This window comes from Vreelandella halophytica, assembly GCF_968193635.1.
Map to the genome: position 1 here is coordinate 3,551,431 of NZ_OZ309107.1, position 18,550 is coordinate 3,569,980.

Annotated in this window: 15 protein-coding genes; 3 read left to right on the top strand and 12 right to left on the bottom strand. The window is 62.0% G+C overall.

Annotated features, from left to right (window positions below; all coding sequences use genetic code 11):
• Positions 1-5: 5 nt before the first annotated feature.
• The 3 genes from ACWHXT_RS16490 to ACWHXT_RS16500 all read right to left on the bottom strand — a co-directional run bounded on the left by ACWHXT_RS16490 (position 6) and on the right by ACWHXT_RS16500 (position 3,623).
• Entirely contained in the window at positions 6-1,016 is a 1,011-nt protein-coding gene (locus tag ACWHXT_RS16490) for a Bug family tripartite tricarboxylate transporter substrate binding protein (protein ID WP_447956624.1), read from the bottom strand.
• Between the two features lie 165 nt (positions 1,017-1,181).
• On the bottom strand, positions 1,182-1,901 hold the full coding sequence (locus ACWHXT_RS16495; RefSeq protein WP_447927292.1) for a response regulator: 720 nt from the start codon (positions 1,899-1,901) through the stop codon (positions 1,182-1,184).
• Between the two features lie 45 nt (positions 1,902-1,946).
• Positions 1,947-3,623: an ATP-binding protein gene (locus ACWHXT_RS16500; protein WP_447927293.1), complete on the bottom strand. Its 1,677-nt coding sequence runs from the start codon at positions 3,621-3,623 to the stop codon at positions 1,947-1,949.
• A 184-nt stretch (positions 3,624-3,807) separates the two neighbouring features.
• Here ACWHXT_RS16500 and ACWHXT_RS16505 point away from each other — a divergent pair, with 184 nt between their 5' ends.
• Positions 3,808-4,494 carry a DUF481 domain-containing protein gene (locus tag ACWHXT_RS16505; protein WP_447530557.1) on the top strand — a complete coding sequence of 229 codons (687 nt, stop codon included), beginning with the start codon at positions 3,808-3,810 and terminating at the stop codon, positions 4,492-4,494.
• A 29-nt stretch (positions 4,495-4,523) separates the two neighbouring features.
• Here ACWHXT_RS16505 and ACWHXT_RS16510 read toward each other — a convergent pair whose 3' ends face one another.
• The 3 genes from ACWHXT_RS16510 to ACWHXT_RS16520 are packed head-to-tail and all read right to left on the bottom strand — an operon-like array spanning position 4,524 to position 7,138.
• A complete protein-coding gene (locus tag ACWHXT_RS16510; protein WP_447530229.1) occupies positions 4,524-5,288 on the bottom strand; it encodes an ABC transporter permease in 765 nt (254 codons plus the stop codon).
• A 9-nt stretch (positions 5,289-5,297) separates the two neighbouring features.
• A complete protein-coding gene (locus tag ACWHXT_RS16515) occupies positions 5,298-6,080 on the bottom strand; it encodes an ABC transporter ATP-binding protein (RefSeq protein WP_447956625.1) in 783 nt (260 codons plus the stop codon).
• A complete protein-coding gene (locus ACWHXT_RS16520) occupies positions 6,080-7,138 on the bottom strand; it encodes an ABC transporter substrate-binding protein (RefSeq protein ID WP_447956626.1) in 1,059 nt (352 codons plus the stop codon). The genes ACWHXT_RS16515 and ACWHXT_RS16520 overlap by 1 nt, the downstream gene beginning before the upstream one ends.
• 321 nt (positions 7,139-7,459) lie before the next feature.
• Between ACWHXT_RS16520 and ACWHXT_RS16525 the strand changes: the two genes are divergently transcribed.
• On the top strand, positions 7,460-9,013 hold the full coding sequence (locus ACWHXT_RS16525; protein WP_447956627.1) for a BCCT family transporter: 1,554 nt from the start codon (positions 7,460-7,462) through the stop codon (positions 9,011-9,013).
• A 13-nt stretch (positions 9,014-9,026) separates the two neighbouring features.
• On the opposite strand, the gene hglS is transcribed toward ACWHXT_RS16525, so the two are convergent.
• The 5 genes from hglS to trhO all read right to left on the bottom strand — a co-directional run bounded on the left by hglS (position 9,027) and on the right by trhO (position 16,011).
• Positions 9,027-10,388, bottom strand: a complete 1,362-nt coding sequence (gene hglS / locus ACWHXT_RS16530) for a 2-oxoadipate dioxygenase/decarboxylase HglS (RefSeq protein ID WP_447956628.1) — start codon at positions 10,386-10,388, stop codon at positions 9,027-9,029.
• A 157-nt stretch (positions 10,389-10,545) separates the two neighbouring features.
• Positions 10,546-11,364 carry a flagellin N-terminal helical domain-containing protein gene (locus ACWHXT_RS16535; RefSeq protein WP_447956629.1) on the bottom strand — a complete coding sequence of 273 codons (819 nt, stop codon included), beginning with the start codon at positions 11,362-11,364 and terminating at the stop codon, positions 10,546-10,548.
• Between the two features lie 130 nt (positions 11,365-11,494).
• Positions 11,495-13,873: a mechanosensitive channel protein gene (ybiO, locus tag ACWHXT_RS16540; RefSeq protein ID WP_447956630.1), complete on the bottom strand. Its 2,379-nt coding sequence runs from the start codon at positions 13,871-13,873 to the stop codon at positions 11,495-11,497.
• Between the two features lie 216 nt (positions 13,874-14,089).
• A complete protein-coding gene (locus ACWHXT_RS16545; RefSeq protein ID WP_447956631.1) occupies positions 14,090-14,914 on the bottom strand; it encodes an IclR family transcriptional regulator in 825 nt (274 codons plus the stop codon).
• Positions 14,915-15,063: 149 nt separating this feature from the next.
• A complete protein-coding gene (gene trhO / locus ACWHXT_RS16550) occupies positions 15,064-16,011 on the bottom strand; it encodes an oxygen-dependent tRNA uridine(34) hydroxylase TrhO (protein WP_447958061.1) in 948 nt (315 codons plus the stop codon).
• Positions 16,012-16,237: 226 nt separating this feature from the next.
• On the opposite strand from trhO, the gene ACWHXT_RS16555 reads away from it, so the two are divergent.
• Entirely contained in the window at positions 16,238-16,924 is a 687-nt protein-coding gene (locus ACWHXT_RS16555) for a pirin family protein (RefSeq protein WP_447927309.1), read from the top strand.
• 161 nt (positions 16,925-17,085) lie between these two features.
• Here ACWHXT_RS16555 and serA read toward each other — a convergent pair whose 3' ends face one another.
• On the bottom strand, positions 17,086-18,330 hold the full coding sequence (gene serA, locus ACWHXT_RS16560) for a phosphoglycerate dehydrogenase (protein ID WP_447927310.1): 1,245 nt from the start codon (positions 18,328-18,330) through the stop codon (positions 17,086-17,088).
• Between the last annotated feature and the right edge of the window lie 220 nt (positions 18,331-18,550).

The window sequence follows — 18,550 nt, forward strand, 5'->3', positions numbered from 1 at the left end:
CCGTTTTACTGGCGCAGAAGGCCCAGGTCGCTTAGCACGCTGCTGAACTGCTCCTGCTGCGCGTCCAGGAAGTCACCGAACGCGTCGCTGTCCTGATAGGCGTCGATCCAGCCGAGCTGATCCCGGGCCTCTTGCCAGCCATCGGTCTCGAGCATCTCGGCGAAGAGCTCTTCGTAGTAGGCGACCGCTTCTTCGGGCATATCCGGGGCGCCCATTACGCCGCGCCAGATATCGAAGGTGTAGTCCACGCCCTGTTCCTGGTAGGTGGGTACATCGGCAAGCCCGCCGCCCAGGCGCTCCGGCGAAGAAACGCCGAGGGCACGGAGCTGGCTGCCTTCACCCAGTTGGCCAACGGATTCGCCGGCGCCGGTGATCACCGCTTCGACGTGACCGCCCATCAGGTTGGTCATGGCGTCGCCGCCGCCGGAGAAGGGAATGTAGTTGACGCTGGAGGCGTCGAGCCCCGCCGCCGAGGCCACGCCCGCCATGGAGATATGATCCATCGAGCCCGGGGCGCTGCCGCCGCCCACACTCAGATTGGGGTTCTCTTCAAGCGCTGCGAACAGGTCGTTGAGGTCCTGATATTCGGAATCCTCGGCCACCAGAATGATCGAGTAGTCGGTGATCAGCCGCGCCACCGGGGTGAAGTCGGTGTGGTCGTAGCGCGAGGCGCCGGCCAGCGGCACCAAAATGATGGGCGGGCTGGTGGCGAAGAGCTTGTGGGGGTTGCCGTCGTCGCGGGCGATCTGCGCCCAGGCGACCGCGCCGCCGCCGCCGGGGACGTTGATAGCGGCGTAGTTCTCGTCCGCCAGGCCTTCTTGCTGGATGACGCGAGACACCGTACGTACCAGGGTATCCCAGCCGCCGCCCGGGTTGGCGGGGGCGATGAATTCAACGGATTTACTCGGCGTCCACTCCTGAGCCTGGGCGGAGGACCCCACGGCGGCCAACAGGGCAGCGGGCAGGGCCAGCAGAGCGAGACGTTTTGAGGGCGTGGTCTTTAAAAATAGCGTCATGGCGTTCTCCACGTGTCGGTGTTGTTATGATCTTTACGTCGCGAACGTTAGAAGACCCAGGCGGGCCGAAACAAGCTTGTGGTCATAAACGCTAAAAAATTCTTTATGGGCATTTTGTTCATTTTGTTCACGCCCGGTAGCCGATGCCTTGGAAGATGGACCGCTTCAGGATAGCGCGGGGGTATCCACGAGCCGGTAGCGCCGCTCCGGGCGCCCCACATCGCCGTAACCAAGTTCAGCGACGACGCGCTGCTCGGCGACCAGAAATTCCAGATAGCGCCGCGCCGTCGAACGGCTAGCCCCCAGGGCGTGGGCGACCTGCACCGCGGTCAGCGCCGTGGCATCGGCGGCCAGCGCGGCCACGACGCGATCCAGCGTCAAACGGTCGATGCCCTTGGGCAGCGCCTGGGGCTCGGCTTTATGAGCGCTTTCGGGCGTGAGCCTGGCCAGCACCTGGTCCAGCTCCCATTGGTTCATCTCCCCGCGGTTCGCCATGGCTTCACGCTCACGGCGAAAGCGAGTCAGCATCCGGGTCATCCGCGAGGCTTCGATGGGTTTGATCAAATAGTCGAATACGCCGCCGCGCAGCGCCTCGGAAATCGTCTCCACCTCTTTGGCCGCGGTCACCATGACGATATCCACGCGGGTGTAGTGCCGGCGAATGGTCCATAGAAGCTCCAGCCCCTCGACATCGGGCAGGTAGGCATCCAATAGCACCAGATGAATCGAATCCGACCGGGCGTCGAGCAGCGCCTTCGCTTCCCGGGCCGTGCGCGCGGAGCCGGCTACGTAAAACCCGTCGCTTTGCTCGATGAAGGCCTGGTGGATGTCGGCGATGCGAAAGTCGTCTTCGACGACCAGAATGCCGTACTGCGTATTAGTCATGCCGTGTCCCCTTCGGCGTTATCTTGTTATCACTCGACGCGCCCCTCAAGGCGCGGTACTGCAAAGCGACCGGTCCAGCACCGCGATAAAACACGCCCCGCCCAGTTCGCTCTCTTCCAGCGTGACCGCCCCGCCGTTTTGGCGGCAAAGCCTGGCCACCAGGGCAAGCCCAATGCCCCGGTGGCTGCCGCTCTTGGTCGAAAAACCCTCGTCAAAAATGGTGCTCGCGTGCTCCGGTGCCACACCGGCCCCGTTATCTTCCACCTCGATCAGTAGCTGCTCGCCCAAATCCGTGAAAAAAAGCCGCACGGTCGGCGTGCTCGCCAGGGGCCCATTGAGCGCGGCAAAGCAGGCGTTGTCGAGCAGATTGCCGACCACGCTCATCATCACTTCCTGGCCGCTTGGCGTAAGCGGCTGAGAGAGCGAGCTTTGCTCGTCGATTTCGAGCGCAACGCCAAGCTCGCGGGCCCGGGTCAGCTTGCCCAAAAGCGTACCGCTTAGCACCGTATCGGCGACATGGGCTATCAAAAAACTCATTTGCGCTTGAGCGCGCTCGGTTTCCTGGTGAATCAGCTTGAGCGCCTCCTGGGTGCGCTCGAGCTGCAAAAGCCCGGAGATGGTATAGAGCTTGTTGGAGAACTCATGGGCCTGGGCGCGCAGCATGTCCACATCGCGGCTTGCCTGAGTCAGCGCCTGGGAAAGGTCGATGATTTCCCGCCGGCTTCTAAAGGTCGCCACCGCGCCTTCGATGTCGTCGCCGTCGAGAATCGGCACGCGATTGACCACCACCGGATGATCGCCCAGCCACATCTGCTGATCGAACTCCTGCTCGCCGTTTTTGAGCACTTCAAGCAGCCGGGAATTCGGGACCACTTCGCGAATCGGCTGGCCCAGCAGCACGTGGTCGTCGGGAAGTTTGAGAAAGCGGCGCGCCTGCTGGTTGACCAGCGTGATATGGCCTTCCCGGTTGACCGCCAAAATGCCCTCGTGGATGGACTGCAGGATGGCCTCTTTTTCGATCGCGATGCGCGCGATCTCGTAGGGTTCGAGCCCTAAAATCACTTTTTTGAGATGCTGGGAGAGCCAGTAGGCGCCGGCAAAGCCGAGCAAAATCATCAGCGCCACCAGCACCCAGCTCAGGGTGGTATAGCGCGCGGCGTCCAGGGCCACCCGGTCGGTCATGAACCCCACCGACACCAGGCCGATGATATTGCCCTCGTTATCCCAGACAGGCGCCTTGCCGCGCATCGCCGTGCCCAAGGTCCCCGTGGCTTCGGAAATGTACGACTGCCCGTAGATCAGCGCCTGTTCGTTGTCGCCGCCGACCATGCGCTGGCCCAGGCGCTCGGGCACCGGGTGGGAATAGCGAATCGAGCGGGCGTTGCCCACCACCACGTAGCGCGCGCCGGTCTCCTGGCGCACCCGCTCGGCCAGCGGCTGGATGATGCCCGCCGGGTCCGGCGCGGCGAAGGCCTCGACGATACTCGGCATCCCCGCCACGGTTTTCGCAACGGCCAGCGCCCGTTCGCCCATCTGCTGGGTGACGATATCGGTTTTGCGGTGGTTGAGGTAGGCGCCCTGGGCCAGCAGCATCCCGGCCAGCAAAAAACCCACCAGCAGCATCACCTGTAGGCGGAAACTGCGTTTATACCAGCGGCGCCTGGAACGCGGCCGCCGGGCAGGATTGAGATCGGCAAGCGAGCGGGGCCGGGAAGTCGTCATAAGGGGAACTCAACGTGCGCGGTGGCGTCATTATGGCACGCAGCGCGAAGCCACGGTAACCTATGGCGCTTTTGCCTACCCGAGCGCTGGCTCGCTTTCGTCAATTTCAGGGAAAAAAGCTAACGTGCTTACTTTATTAAGAAGCAGTGTGCTGGTGAGTTGGCCGCTTTTTGCAGGCGTGGCGATGGCCAATCCGTTCTACGCCCCGCCGCCGCCGGAAGAGGCTTCGCCGAATTTCACCGGCGATGCCGAGCTTGGTTTCACCCATCTTTCGGGCAATACCGACAGCCAGACCCTGATCGGCAAGACGCGCCTGACCTGGCTGACCGGGGATCTGACCCATTCGCTGCGCGGCGAGGTGCGCAACGTCACCAAGGACGGCGAAACCAGCGCCGAGCAGTACCTGCTGGCCGGGCGCGAACGCTTCGATTTCAACGGCCCGCACTATCTTTTTGGCTTCGCCCGCTGGGAAAAGGACCGCTTTGCCGGCTACGACCAGCAGCTCTCGGTGATCGGCGGCTACGGCCGCCAGCTGCTATCCGGCGAACCCCATTCGCTTTCGCTGGAGGCGGGGCCGGGCTACCGCGACGACCGGCTGCGCGACAACGATAACGAGCGCCTGGCGGTGGCCTACAGCGCGCTGGCCTACCGTTATGGGTTTTCCGAGTACACCGAGTTCGAGCAGGAGATGTCCGTCGAGTACACCGACTCCAACACCACCTCGCGCTCGTTTACCTCGCTGACCGCTCGGGTGAGTGCGCGCATCTCCATGCGCCTGTCCCATGAAATCAAACACAACTCAGAGCCGCCGGAAGACGCCAGCGAGCGCACCGACAACACCACCAGCGCCTCGCTTTTGTACCGCTGGTAGCGCGCTAGCTTTTACGGGCCGCGACGGCCTTATTGACCGCGATGCGCCCAGCCGGTCATGCGCTTTTCAAGCACCGCGAAGAGCTCGTACATCACCATGGCCATGGCGCTGATCACGATCAAGCCCGCAAACACCAGCCCCATGCGCATCTGCGAGCCCGCGCTCATCATCAAGTAGCCGATCCCCTGGTTCGAGGCCACGGTTTCCGAGACCACCGTGCCCACGAAGGCCAGCGTAATCGCCACCTTCAGCGAGGCGAAAAAATACGGCAGCGAGCGCGGCAGGCCCACTTTCAAGAGCACGTCCATGCGCCGCGCCCCCAGTACCCGCAGCACGTCCTCCATTTCCGGCTCCAGGGTGGCAAGGCCGGTGGCCACGTTGACCACGATAGGAAAAAAGCAGATCAAGAACGCGGTCAGAATCGCCGGCACGGAGCCGATGCCGAACCACACCACCAGGATAGGTACGAAGGCCACCTTGGGAATGGCGTTGAAGCCGACCAGCAGCGGGTAGCAGGCGTTATACAAAAAGCGCGACGAGCCAATGATGAAGCCAAGCGCGAGCCCCACGGCCACCCCCAGCCCAAAGCCGATCAGGGTGGTCCAGAAGGTTTGCCAGGAGTGGACGCCGATAGGCCCGGCGTAGTCGATGAGCGCTTGGCCGGTGTCCAGGGCACTGGGGAAGATGAAGCTGGGCACATCGAAAAGCCGCACGGTGACTTCCCACACCACAATCAGCACCAGCACGGCGATCCAGGGCGCCAGGCGTTCGGCGGTTTTACTCGGTCGTTTCATGTAAGAGCCTTAAGTTGCGCGCACATCGCCGATCCGGCCGCGCAGTTCGTGTACCAGATCGATAAAGGGCTTCTCGTAAGTGGATTCGATCGAGCGCGGGCGGGGCAGATCGATCGCGCGTTTTTCGATCACCCGGCCCGGGCGCGGGCTCATCACGTACACCGTATCCGCCAGAAACGCCGCCTCGCGCAGGTCGTGGGTGACCAGCACCACGGTGAAGCGCTGCGCCTCCCATAAGTCGCGCAGCACGCACCAGAGCTCCTCGCGGGTGAAGGCGTCCAGCGCCCCGAAGGGCTCGTCGAGCATCAAAAGGCGCGGCTGGTGAATCAGCGCCCGGCAAATCGAGGCGCGTTGCTGCATACCGCCGGAGAGCTGCCAGGGATATTGGTCTTCATAACCGGCCAAGCCCACCGTCTCGAGGAGTTGGCGCGCCCAGCCGACGAACTCCTCGCGGCGTTTGCGAAACTGGTGGCGGTAGGGTTTGACGATCTCCAGCGGCAGAAGCACGTTGTCGAGCGTGGTGCGCCAGGGCAGCAGGTTGGCGTTTTGAAACGCCATGCCCGATATCTTGAGCGGCCCGGTCACGGCGCTGCCATCCACACTTATCGCGCCGCGGGTGGGCGCGTGAAGGCCGGTGCAAAGCTTCATGAAGGTCGATTTACCGCACCCCGATGGCCCCACGAAGGCGACGAACTCGCCCTCGGAGATGCCCAGGTCGATGGCTTCGATGGCGTTATCCACCCCGTCATAGGAGAGACTGACGTCATCGAAACGGACGAACGCTTCCGACATTACTCGGCCTCCAGCCACATCCGCTCATCCAGCGGCGGCAGGTAACGCGAGGTAAAGACCTGCTCACTGGTTGGCGTCGAGGGTAGCTCGAACGCCTCGGCGACCAGCGCAATGGCCTGCTCGAGACGCTCGCCGTCCACATCGCCGACGCCGTTTTCGCGGGCATCCGCCGTATCGACTACGCTATCGAGGGCCAATTTGAGGCGCCGCGTTTCCATCTCGGCGTCGATCAAGCCGTCGCGGTTTTGCACGTATTGGATGGCCGCTTCCGGGTCGTCCATGGTTTCCTGCAGGGCGCGGTTGAAAGCGCGCAGAAACCCCTCGACTGCCTCCGGGTGCTCCTCGGCGAAGTCCTGGCTTGCGATGATGGCGTTGCCGTAAAGCGGCACCCCGTACTCCGGGAAGGGCATGATGGTCAGCTCCTCCTCGGCCAGGCCGCGCTCCTCCAGGTTCAAGAGGCTGGTGAAGTAAAAGCCCGTGATCGCATCGACATCGCCCCGGGTGAGCAGCGTTTCCCGCAGGGTCGGGTCGACGTTTTGCCACTCGACCGCGTCAGATTCGAGGTCGTTGGCGCTGGCAAAGATCGGCCAGGCGCGGTAGCCGGTATCGAAGGCGGGGGCGGCGATAGTCTTGCCAGCCAGATCCTTTGGTGTTTCGATACCGCTGCCCTTGCGCGCGAAGACCGCCGCCGGGGTGCCGTCGTAAACGATATAGACGCCCTGAATACCCGGGCCATCCGGGTTCTCGGCGAGAAATTCGATCAGCGCGTTGAGATCGCCAAAGCCCATTTCGTAGGCCCCGGAGGCGACCCGGTTGATCGCCCCGGCGGAACCGCTGCCCGAGTCGATCTGAACGTCCAGGCCTTCATCGGTGAAATAGCCCTTCTCCTCGGCCATGAGGAAGGGGGCGGCCGGGCCCTCGAAGCGCCAATCCAACTGAAAGCGAATGGGCGTGTCGGCCATGGCCGAGGCGGGCAGCAGCAAAAGCGCGGCAACGCCCGCCCAACGCGGCGAAAAAGCACCTTTATATGTCTGAATGGGGAAGAAACAGCAAGCCATGGTGAGCACCTTGTATACGATCGAACGAGTCCTGAACTCTGCAGCAACACTGCCATTATTTGGCTTGTGCATTAAAATCAGTCAGTTAAAAGAGGTTTTTCAAGGAGGTCCTTATTTTTATTGCGCCAAAAAGGTGCGGATGAAATTATTTATCGCACCAAAGCAAAACACGTTAGACTTTGGTCTACAGCGCTTGTATACTAAACGCTGTTTCCTGTCCTCGCGCCATTTCCCCAATGGCGCTTTTTTTTATCCAGATTTTGCCTACGCTCTACGCAAAACAAACGGCTTTCTCTCGTCCCACCAAAGGTGTTCTTCTTGATGAATAAACCGGCTCACGACGGTGAAAGCCGCAGGCGTTCTACGCTAGGCGATCCCGTCGTACTTATTCTAAGTATTGGATTCATCGTGGTTTTTCTCGCGATGTCGTTTTTTGATCTGGACCTGGTCGCCGATACGATCAGCGCAGGCTTTGCCTGGAGCGCGCTCACTTTTGGCACCTACTTCCAGTTTTTGATGCTGGTGACGTTCTTCATTGCTATCGGCCTTGCGCTGACCCCGGCGGGCAAGGCCAAAATCGGCGATCTCGATGCACCAGAAATGAGCACTTTCAAGTGGATTTCGATCATCTTGTGTACGCTGCTCGGCGGCGGTGGCGTCTTTTTCGCCGCCGGCGAGCCGATCTATCACTTCGTGAACGTGCCACCCGCCTTCGACACCGACCCGGGCGTGCGCGCCGCCGTGCCCGGAGCACTGGCCCAGTCGTTTACCCACTGGGGGTTCGTCGGCTGGGCGATTCTGGGCTCGCTCACCGCGATCGTGCTGGCCCACGCTCACTACGTAAAAGGCCAGCCGCTACAACCCCGCACCCTGCTCTACCCGGTATTCGGCGAGCGTTTGATGAGCGGCCCGCTAGGAGGGCTCGTCGACGCCTTTTGCGTGATTGCCGTGGTGGCGGGCACCGTCGGGCCGATCGGTTTTCTGGCGACCCAGGTCAGCCATGGCCTTGAGGTGCTGTTCGGGCTGCCCAACACCTTCGTTACACGACTTTCGGTTCTGCTAGCCCTGGGCATTGTGTACGTGCTTTCCGGGGTCAGCGGCGTGCACAAGGGCATGCAGCTCTTGAGCCGCTTCAACGTCATGCTGGCGCTGGGCATCGGCGCGGTCGTCTTTTTGTTCGGGCCGACGCTGTTTCTGTTCGACACATACTTCGGCGCTATGGGCACCTATTTCAATGACTTCTTCCGCATGGTGACCATGACCTCCCAGACCGCGCCGGCGGATTGGATGCAGTGGTGGACCGTGTTTTTCTACGCCTGGTTTATCGCCTTCGCCCCCTTGATGGCCATTTTCGTGGCACGTATCTCCCGCGGGCGCACCATTCGCGAGATGATTCTGGCCGTGGCGGTCATCGCCCCGCTCGCCACCACGGTCTGGTTCACCCTGCTTGGCGGCTCGGGCATTTACTACCAGTTGACCGGCGTGATCGAATTGACCGAGGCGCTGCAGGGCTTCCAGTTCGACATTGCCACCCTCACCCTGGCCCAGGCATTGCCCGGTGGCACCTGGATGGCGCTGGCGATTTTGCTGCTCACCACCATTTTTGTGGCCACCACCGGCGACTCCATGAGCTACTCGATTGCCATGGTCGGCGCCGGCCACGACGAACCCAGCCCGTTTTTGCGTGCCTTCTGGGGCGTGGTCATGGCGATCATGGCCGCGGTGCTGCTGGCCATGCGTGAAGGCCAGATCGCCGCGCTGCAGCAGTTCATCGTGATCACCGCGGTGCCGGTCTCGCTGATTCTGCTTCCCTCGCTCTGGAACGGCCCTCAGGCGGCTTATGCCATGGCGCGGGAACAGGGTATTATCGACTAGCCCCCACCGCCGGTCAGGCCTTTAGCGCGCGCAATACCGCCTGCATGGAGGCCCGTTCGCGCTCGGCGTAAAGCGCCAGCTCATCGATGACCGGCGCCCCGAGCGCCTCTTCGAACGCCTGGCGGTTGGCGTTACCGGCATAGGCCGCGTTTTCGCCACCGCCCAGGTTGGATTGAAAGATGCCCGCCGCACTCACCGGTAGAAAATCCTCGTAGGTGATCGGCTGGGCCTCGACCAGCCCCTGGTGAATCAGCGCTTCGATATCGCCACTGTGCTGGCTGCTGGCCGCCTGGCCTGCGTCGGTCAGGCGGTAGTGGAAGTAGCCCAAACCTTCACGGCGCATTTCCTCGAAGCTATCCGGCATCGTTTCAAACGCCTGGCTCATCACTGCCTGGTAGGCGTTATTGTCCAACCCCTGAGCCCGCGTGCGGCCTTCGCTCAAAAGCTGGTCGTAAAGCGCCCGCCCCTTGGGCGTCAGGGCCATGCCACGCTGTTCGATCTCACCAAAGCGGGCGGTGTGTTTGCCCTCGGTAGCCCCGCTAAAGCGGATCGACTCTTCCAGCGCTTTAAAACTGGTTTGTCGCAGCAAGACGGGGCACGCCCGCGGCGGCGGCCCTTCGATCACCGCCTTTGGATTCATACCTTCATGGGGCATGCGCCGCTGCACCTCGTCGATATCCAGCGTGCGCGGCGTCAGGTGGTTGATGTGCGGGCCATGAAAGCAGACGACATCGGCAATCAAGCGGTGCTCGTCGTGAAGCGCCTGGTAGGTGTCCAGATCGACCGTACTTTCCTGATGCCAACGGAAGGTCTCCAGCGCCTCGGTCACGAAGGCCTCGGCCTCTTCCTCGCTCAAACCGCCCTGGGTTTCGAAACGCTCGATCAACGCCCGCGCTTTGGGGGTGAAAATGTCCCGCTCGGCCAGAATCGCCTCGGCCCGGGCTCTGAGCGTATCGCTTTCGATCAGCTCCATGCGCAAAAGCGAGGTAAAGACGCGAAAGGGGTTACGGGCCAGGGCATCGTCGTCGACGGGGCGAAAGGCGGTGGAGTGCACCGGCACCCCCGCTTCGGAAAGATCGTAGTAGCCCACCGGGTGCATACCCATCACGGCAAACAAGCGGCCGAGCATGGCCAACTCGTCGGCGGTGCCTACGCGAATGGCGCCATGGCGCTCGACGCTTAGCCGGGTCAGCTCGCCCTGGGCTTGTAAACGCCGGCGAAGCCTTGGCTGGCACTCGAGCGTCTCCTTGTTGACCTGATCGACCAACGCCAGCAGCGTGCCGTACTGCGGCACCTCCGCCTGGTACATGGCCGACATCGCCTTGGAGAAACGGTCGCGCACCTCATCGGTGGATAGAAACGAGCTTTGAGCCATGGCGCTGCCTCACTGTGTTGTAGGGAGATTCCCCTTATCAAAGCAAACAAGTGCGGCGCACCACAAACGAAATAACACGCGATGCCCTGCTTTCGGCAATGGCGTCGCGTGATCTTTTAGAAGTCAGGCTAGAAAGGATGGCGTGGGGCGTTGGGGGTTACAGCCCCTCCAACAAGCGCAGGATCATCTGGGGCTGCTGGTTGGCCTGGGCCAGTATAGCGATGCCGGCCTGCTGGAGAATCTGTGCACGCACCATATTGGAGGCTTCCCGAGCGTAGTCGGCGTCCTGGATGCGTGACTGGGCGGCGGACAGATTGACGATACTGTTGCCCAGGCCGTCGATCACGCTCTCGAAGCGGTTTTGCGTAGCGCCGAAGTAGCTTCGCTGGCGGTCGAGCTTGCCAATCGCTTCATCCAAAAGCGCCATGGGCTTTTCCGTGGCCTGCCCTTGAAGCACGCTAAAACCGTCGAGGCCCAGCGCCTGACGGTCCATCGACATCATGCGCACGCTGATGCTGTCGCCGGGGTTGGCGCCGGTCTGAATGGAAAATTCCCGGGTGCCGCTAAGCAGGTTGTTGCCGTTGAAGTTAGTTTGGCCCGCGATGCGGTCGATCTCGTCCAGGCGCTGGTCGATCTCGTCCTGGATCGAGCGTTTGTCCCTAGCACTGTAGGTGTCGCTTGCGGCCTGTACGCTGAGTTCGCGGATGCGCTGCAGGTTATCGTTGATTTGATTCAGCCCGCCTTCGGCGGTTTGCACCAGGGAGATACCGTCATTTGTATTGCGAATGGCCTGGTCCATGCCGCGCATTTGCGCGCCCATGCGGTTGGCAATCGCCTGCCCCGCCGGGTCATCCTTGGCGCTATTGATCCGCAGCCCCGAAGAGAGCCGCTGCATGGAGGTCTGCATCATCTGCTGGCTGGTGCGCAGGTTGTTCTGCACCAGCAGCGACGACATATTGGTCTTGAGGCTGAACATGTCTGCGGTGTATCCCTGGATGAACGCCTGATTGAATGTATCGGCCGTCGCCTGGAAAACATGAGTGAGCGCCTCAAACGCAGCAGGGCCGCCCGAAGGCGGCCCTGCTGGTCGTTCACTTTAGATACGTTTACGTATCGTCGGTGTCCTCGACATCGTCGTGGTGCGGGGTCTTGTGATCCGCTTCGCTGGTGTGCTGGCTGGGCACCGCGGATTCGGAGACCGGCGTTTGCACCGCGCTCTTCTCCTTGGCGGTCGAATCCAGAATGCGCAGGTTCGCGGGCGGCGCCTTGCCGTCGCGGTCCTCGCCGAAGTAGAGCGTGGTATGCGGGAACGGGATCTCGATACCGGCTTCGTCGAAGCGCATCTTGACCAGGCGGTTGTAGGCACGGCCGACGCCCCACTGGTCGCCCGGTGTGGTCTTGATCACCACGCGAATGTTCACCGAGCTGTCGGCAAGCGCCGTCACGCCGGCCACGGTCATATCCGCCAGCAGCTTGAAGCCATGCTCTTCGCTGGCTTTAAGATCTTCAAACGCGAGCTGCAGCTGTTCGATGGCGTAATCGATGCTTTCACGGTAGGCAATACCGTACTCGCCCACGTGGTTACCGTACTCGCGCATATAGTTGGAGACGGTATCCACGCTCGAGAACGGTACGACGTGGTAGGTGCCGGAGAGATCGCGAATCGCCACCGAGCGAATGCTCAGCCGTTCGGCGGTACCGGTGACACCGCCCACGGTGACCACATCGCCGGTGTTCATGGCGTTTTCGATCTGAATGAATACGCCGGTGATCACATCCTGCACGAGCTTCTGGGCGCCAAAACCAATGGCCAGACCCAGCACACCGGCACCGGCAATCAGCGGGCCGATATTGATGCCGATTTCCGACAGCACGATCATGCCGGTGATCGTCACCATGGCCACCGCCAGGGCGTTACGGAAAAGGCTGAGTAGCGTTCTGGCCCGGGGCGAGGGTTCGCCGCCGCCGGTTTCCGGGTTGAGCTTGTGCTCGATCAGGCTGGCAAGGCCGAGCCACACCCCCAGCGCCACGATCAAAATCACCGCGATGCTGATCAAACGACCCACGATCAGCGCGCCGCGCTCGGAGGCGTACCAGCCGGCCAGGTTGAAGGCGCCCCAGGCATCCAGCACCACCATGACCACGGCCACGAGGATGATCGTGCGTAGCACGCGAAGCGCATTGGGCACGTAGCTATTCAGGCGGTGCTCCAGCATCGGAAGCTTGCGGCGCAGATCCTCGGAAAGCTGGATACGCCGGCCGATGGACTGGGTCAAGAAGCCGGAGAGCAGAATCCCCACCACGACCGCCACCAGGGTTTTGAGCGTGGCGAACAGCACGAAGGGCAGCGCGTCGCCCGGGCGCACCAGGGTCAGCACGAATACGATGAGGAAATAGAGCAGCGCGAACAGGTGCCAGGTGCGGGCGAACAGGTTCAGCGAAATACGGCTGGCCGTCATCGTGGTGCGGCTGCCCATGCCGTGCAGGTTATCCCGCAGGCGCACGCGGTTTTTAAGCACCACGGTTACGGCGTAGATAAACGCCAGCACCATGATCAGCGTGCCGACCGCCTGGCCAAGCGTGGGCGTGATATAGAAGTTGATCAGCGGCACCACGACCATCAGGCCGTAGCCGACCATCCCCACTAGCCGGGCGATCCAACTGTTCCAGTAGGACGCTTCCGGCGCGGAAATCGGCAGCAGGCGCAGGCCCTCGTAGCGCGACGAGAAGAGCATACGAAACGCCGCCTTGATCAGCTCGATGATCAAAAAGGCGTTGAGAAAGAGCGACGCGCGCGTAGAAAGCTCGCCGGTTTCACCGACTGCAAACGTCGCGACCAAATTACCCACGACGTAGGAGGCGCCAATCAGCAGCGCATCGACCACGGCGGCAATCGCCACACAGGCCACCAGGCGCAGTATCGAGGAGGCTCCTTCACCGATTTGCGACCAGCCGCTAAGCCGTGTGAATACCGATTTCGCCAGCCGCCGAAACACCATGAAGACGACGAAGGTGGCTGCAATCACGATTCCCAGATTGATCGCCGCGCTAATGAAAGCGGCGGTATCGAAACTACCGCCGCCGCCCTGGCCACTAAACAGGCCACCGACGATGCCGACTGCCTGCTCGAGCTGCGTGCCGACATCCCCCACGACCCGGCTGGTCAGCTCGGCGAGCTGGCGGGGCAAGGAAACGTCCTCGGGGGCCACGTTGCCACCGGCAGCGGCGGCCTCCGGGGAGAGCTCCTGGTCGAGCTCACCGGGAAGCGTAGAGGCTTCGCTTCGCAACCGCTCGATGAGCTGCTGACGGGACTGGTCGTTTTCAAGAAGGTTGGCTAGCGCCTCGTAGGACGGTGGCGCCTGGGTATCCGCGCTTGCTGTTTCTTCATCGGCACCGAGCGTGGTTTGCGCCAGCGCCGGGCTTATCATGACGAAGAGCGCAAGCAACCAAACGCTTAGCCCGAATAGTGAACGTAGTGGCCTCACACCGGAGTCTCCCTTTAGGTGGTGTAGTAATTCCAATCCAACGGCTAAATCGCCTTACGCACAGCATAGCGTTGCGCAGCGTAACGTGCATGGAGCGTTTAAAGCGGCTGATTTTACAGGCCGCAGCGTAGCATGAGTTAAAAAACGCTCGTTACACAAAATTGATCATTTTCAAGGTCGCCCGGCACTTGCCAACGCGCGGCTGACAAAGCGCTGTCACGCATCCGGCAGCCGCCCGCCGAGCTTGGCGGTGATGTTGTTGGCCGCCTCACGCACGAGCGCCCCCAGCGTCAACAGGCGCTCTTCGGGAATACGCGTCATGGGGCCGGACACCGAGATCGCCGCAACCGGCATGCGCCGCTCGTCGAAAATGCACGCCGCCACGCAGTGAAGACCAACGGCGTGCTCCTGGCGGTCGCAGGCGAAGCCCTGAGCGCGAATGGTGCGCACCTCCGCCTCCAGTGCGTCGGGGTCGAAAAAGGTATTGGGGGTCACCCGCGCGAGCGCCTCGTCTTTTAAAAGCTCGCTGCGCTCGTCATCGCTCATGCCGGCCAACAGCGCCTTGCCCACACCGGAGGCGTGAAGCGGCGCGCGGGAGCCAAGGCGGGTGATCATGCGCATCATCTGGGGGGATTCATGCTGGGCGAGAAACACGGCCGTGGCGCCATCGCGAATACCCAGGTTGGCGGTTTCGCCGGTTTCGAAGGTGAGCCTTCTGAGAAACGGGCGGCTGGTGGCGACCACGTCGCGGGCCTCCAAAAAGCTGTTACCGATGCGAAAGGTTTTGACATCGATGCGCCAAAGTCCCTGTTCGCTCTCCTGAGTCACGAACCCCTGGCTTTGCAGCGCTTGAAGGAGCCGATGGGCGGTCGAGGGGGCGAGCTCGGCCTGTTCGGCAAGCTCTGAAAGGGCCAGCCCCAACGGGCTTGCCGCCAGATGTTCGAGCAGCGTTAGGCCACGTACCAGCGACTGGCTGTGCCCGCCGCTCGCTTTTGCGGTGCCTGCCGGGCGTCCCACTGACCTGCGCTTGGCGTCACTCACCGTGCTCTCTCCTTACTCACTTGCGGCGCAAAGCGAGCAGGATAACGCGAGCCGTGGGCCGGTGTCGCGTTTACGGAAATAAATCCCATTCTGGCGGGCAGGGGTACGACAGCGCCGAGCGGCGCTGTCGATGAGGGCAGCGCTAGCGCTTAGGCCCTTTTACGCTGGTCATGGCCCAGCGGATGGGGTTCGCCGCGGGCCTTGGCCAGCTCGATCTGGCGCTGGCGCTCCCGGGCCGCCGCGCGGGTCTTCTCGGGCAGCGAGTCGATGCAGTGCGGGCAGCTAATACCCGGCTCATAGGCCGAGCTTTGCATGTCTTCTTCGGAAATCGGCCGGCGGCAGGCGTGGCACTGCTCGAAGGCGCCTTCGCTAAGATCATGACGCACGGTCACGCGGTTATCGAACACGAAGCACTCGCCGTGCCACAGCGACTTCTCTTCGGGTACCTTTTCCAGATAGTTCAGCACGCCGCCCTTGAGGTGATACACCTCCTCGAAGCCTTCCTTCAACATGAAGCTCGAGGCCTTTTCGCAGCGGATACCGCCGGTGCAAAACATGGCGACTTTCTTGTGCCTGGCCGGGTCATAGTGCTCGCGCACGTAGTCGGGAAACTCCCGGAAGGTAGTGGTTTTCGGGTCGATGGCGCCGTCGAAACTGCCGATCTCCACTTCGTAGTCGTTGCGCGTATCGATGACCAGTACTTCCGGGTCAGAAATCACGTCGTTCCACTCTTCGGGCTCGACGTAGGTGCCCACGGTGTCGTTGGGGTCGATACCGTCGACGCCCAGGGTGACGATCTCTTTTTTAAGTTTTACCTTGGTGCGGTAGAACGGCATCTCGTCACAGAAGGACTCTTTATGGTCGATATCGGCCAGGCGTGGGTCGGCGGTGAGCCAGCCAAGCAGCGCGTCGACCCCTTCCCGCGGGCCCGCCACGGTGCCATTGATGCCCTCTTTGGCGATTAGCAGCGTGCCTTTTACGCCGTTATCGGCCATGGTCTTTCTGAGCGGCTCGCGCAGGGCTTCGAAATCGTTCAGGGTGACGAATTTATAAAGCGCGGCCACCACGATAGGCGCCGCCGGGGTAGATTGGGTCATCGAACTCTCCAGGTAGTCGCCCTCGTAAAGGGCGGACCGGGTTAAAAACGCGCCCATTCTAGCGCAAACCGCCGGGCGCTTGAACGCCGGCACGTTGACGCAGGTCAATCCCAGCCCAAAAAGCGTCATTCGTCGATTTTATCGACGTTAAGGGCTTAAAAGCTTCACCTCCGAGTGCGTTCTCCCGGCGTATAGTGAACGTTTGCCCGTTCACCCAGGAATTCTCATGAAGATTCGCCGCTCCCTGGAGCGCGGCTACGCCGACCACGACTGGCTGCGCTCGTACCACACCTTCTCTTTTGCCAACTACATGGACCCGGCGCATATGGGCTTTCGCGCCCTGCGGGTCATCAATGAAGACCGGGTCAAACCGGGCTACGGTTTTGGCACTCACCCCCACCGGGACATGGAGATCATCTCCTACGTGCTCGAAGGCGAAATGGCTCACGAGGACAGCATGGGCAACGGGGAAGTCATGCGCCCGGGCGATGTGCAGCGCATGTCCGCCGGCACCGGCGTGCGCCACAGCGAGTACAACCACTCTAAAACCCAGGGGCTTCACTTTCTCCAAATCTGGATCGAGCCGCTAAGCCGCGGCATCGCGCCGAGTTACGAGCAAAAAGCGTTCTCCACGGCCTCCCGCCAAGGGCAGTGGCGCCTGCTCGTCTCTCAAAACGGGGACGATGACTCGGTGAGTATCCACCAGAGCGTCAACCTCTACGGCGGCCTGTTCGACGGCGACGTCGGCGCAGTGCCGCCCCGGCGCCACGCCTGGCTTCACGTGGTGAAAGGCGAGCTGACGGTCAACGATACCCGCCTTGAAGCCGGGGACGCCGCCGCCCTCACCCCGGACGAGCCGCTTGAACTGGGTGACGCCGTCAACGCCGAGGTACTGCTGTTCGATTTGGCCTAAGCCCAACGCCAAACGGCCTCCCGAAGGAGGCCGTTATATCTGCCGTGCCGAGCCGCCCGTAGCGAGGGTCTTTCGCCAGGGAGGGCGAAAGTAGCGCCCAGGGAAGGGTTCACAGCGCCCTCGCCTAGGGCGGGTCGGCACGGCCCTCGGGACAAGGCCGCTTAGCTATTGTGCGCCGAGTAGAGCACGCGGATTTTCAGCGTATGCTCGACCTGCTTGAGCGCCTCGAGCGCCTGCGGGCCGTAGGCCTTGTCCACGTCGATCACCACGTAGCCGACCTTTTCGTTGGTCTGCAGGTACTGGCCCGAGATGTTGATGCCGTTTTCCGAGAGCACCCGGTTGATCTGCGAAAGCACGCCGGGCACGTTGTCGTGAATGTGCAAAAGGCGGTGCTTGTCCGGGTGCGCAGGCAGCGCGACTTCCGGGAAGTTGACCGAGGTGATGGTCGTGCCGTTATCGGAGTAGGTGGTGAGCTTCTCGGCCACTTCGACGCCGATATTCTCTTGGGCTTCCAGCGTCGAGCCACCGATGTGCGGGGTAAGAATCACGTTCTCGAGGCCGCGTAGCGGGCTTTCGAACTCTTCGCTGTTGCCCTTGGGCTCCACCGGGAAAACGTCCACCGCCGCGCCGTTGAGATGACCCGACGTGATCGCCTCGGCCAGCGGCTCGATCTCCACTACGCTGCCGCGGGATGCGTTGATGAAAACCGCCCCGGGCTTCATCCGCGCGATCTCTTTTTTAGTGATCATCCAGCGGGTAGAAGGAAGGTCCGGCACGTGCAGGCTCACCACGTCCGAGCGGGTCAACAGCTCGTCGAGGCTGCCGACCTGGCTTGCGTTGCCCATGCCAAGCTTGGTGATCACGTCGTAGTAGATCACCTTGAAGCCCAGCGCCTCGGCCAGTACCGAAAGCTGCGCACCGATGCTGCCGTAGCCGACGATTCCCAGCGTCTTGCCGCGCGCTTCGTGGGAGTTCTTCGCCGATTTCAGCCAGCCGCCCTGGTGGGCACGGGCGTTTTTCTCGGGAATACCGCGTAGCAGCATGATGGCTTGCGCCAGCACCAGCTCGGCCACCGAGCGCGTGTTGGAGTACGGCGCGTTGAACACCGCCACGCCGCGCTTGAGCGCAGCGTTAAGATCCACCTGGTTGGTACCGATACAGAAACAGCCAACGGCGACGAGCTTCTCGGCGGCGGCGAACACGCGCTCGTTGAGCTGCGTGCGGGAGCGAATACCGATGAAGTGGACATCGCGGATTTTCTCGATCAACGCCTCTTCGTCCAGGGACGTGGGCAGGTGCTCGATATTTTCATATCCGGCGTTGCGAAAATTGTCCACCGCGCTCTGGTGGACGCCCTCGAGTAGCAGGATTTTGATCTTGCTCTTGTCCAGGGACGTTTTGGCCATGGCTGAATCAACCCCTATGCTCGGCGAAGCCGCCGTTTATCGGTTCATGAAAGGCCATCATGGTAGCACGACAAGGCCCCTTCCCGGCGGCTCGAGCGGATGAAAAGTGTGCGTTTTCAAAATGAACGGGGCGCACGTTGAAACCTCGGCGTAGCCCTGGGCAGGCGCCACCCCCTGGCCTGGGTGTATACTGTGCCCTTCATAGTAGGCACACTCGAAG

Excerpts from the sequence above, each read along its gene's own strand:
- ACWHXT_RS16505 (WP_447530557.1), top strand. The coding sequence starts at position 3,808 with ATGGCCAATCCGTTCTACGCCCCGCCGCCGCCGGAAGAGGCTTCGCCG.
- ACWHXT_RS16525 (WP_447956627.1), top strand. The coding sequence starts at position 7,460 with ATGAATAAACCGGCTCACGACGGTGAAAGCCGCAGGCGTTCTACGCTA.
- ACWHXT_RS16500 (WP_447927293.1), bottom strand. The coding sequence starts at position 3,623 with ATGACGACTTCCCGGCCCCGCTCGCTTGCCGATCTCAATCCTGCCCGG.
- hglS (WP_447956628.1), bottom strand. The coding sequence starts at position 10,388 with ATGGCTCAAAGCTCGTTTCTATCCACCGATGAGGTGCGCGACCGTTTC.
- ACWHXT_RS16555 (WP_447927309.1), top strand. The coding sequence starts at position 16,238 with ATGAAGATTCGCCGCTCCCTGGAGCGCGGCTACGCCGACCACGACTGG.
- ACWHXT_RS16535 (WP_447956629.1), bottom strand. The coding sequence starts at position 11,364 with ATGTTCAGCCTCAAGACCAATATGTCGTCGCTGCTGGTGCAGAACAAC.
- ACWHXT_RS16520 (WP_447956626.1), bottom strand. The coding sequence starts at position 7,138 with ATGGCTTGCTGTTTCTTCCCCATTCAGACATATAAAGGTGCTTTTTCG.
- ACWHXT_RS16495 (WP_447927292.1), bottom strand. The coding sequence starts at position 1,901 with ATGACTAATACGCAGTACGGCATTCTGGTCGTCGAAGACGACTTTCGC.
- serA (WP_447927310.1), bottom strand. The coding sequence starts at position 18,330 with ATGGCCAAAACGTCCCTGGACAAGAGCAAGATCAAAATCCTGCTACTC.
- ACWHXT_RS16515 (WP_447956625.1), bottom strand. The coding sequence starts at position 6,080 with ATGTCGGAAGCGTTCGTCCGTTTCGATGACGTCAGTCTCTCCTATGAC.
- ACWHXT_RS16510 (WP_447530229.1), bottom strand. The coding sequence starts at position 5,288 with ATGAAACGACCGAGTAAAACCGCCGAACGCCTGGCGCCCTGGATCGCC.
- ACWHXT_RS16490 (WP_447956624.1), bottom strand. The coding sequence starts at position 1,016 with ATGACGCTATTTTTAAAGACCACGCCCTCAAAACGTCTCGCTCTGCTG.
- trhO (WP_447958061.1), bottom strand. The coding sequence starts at position 16,011 with ATGACCCAATCTACCCCGGCGGCGCCTATCGTGGTGGCCGCGCTTTAT.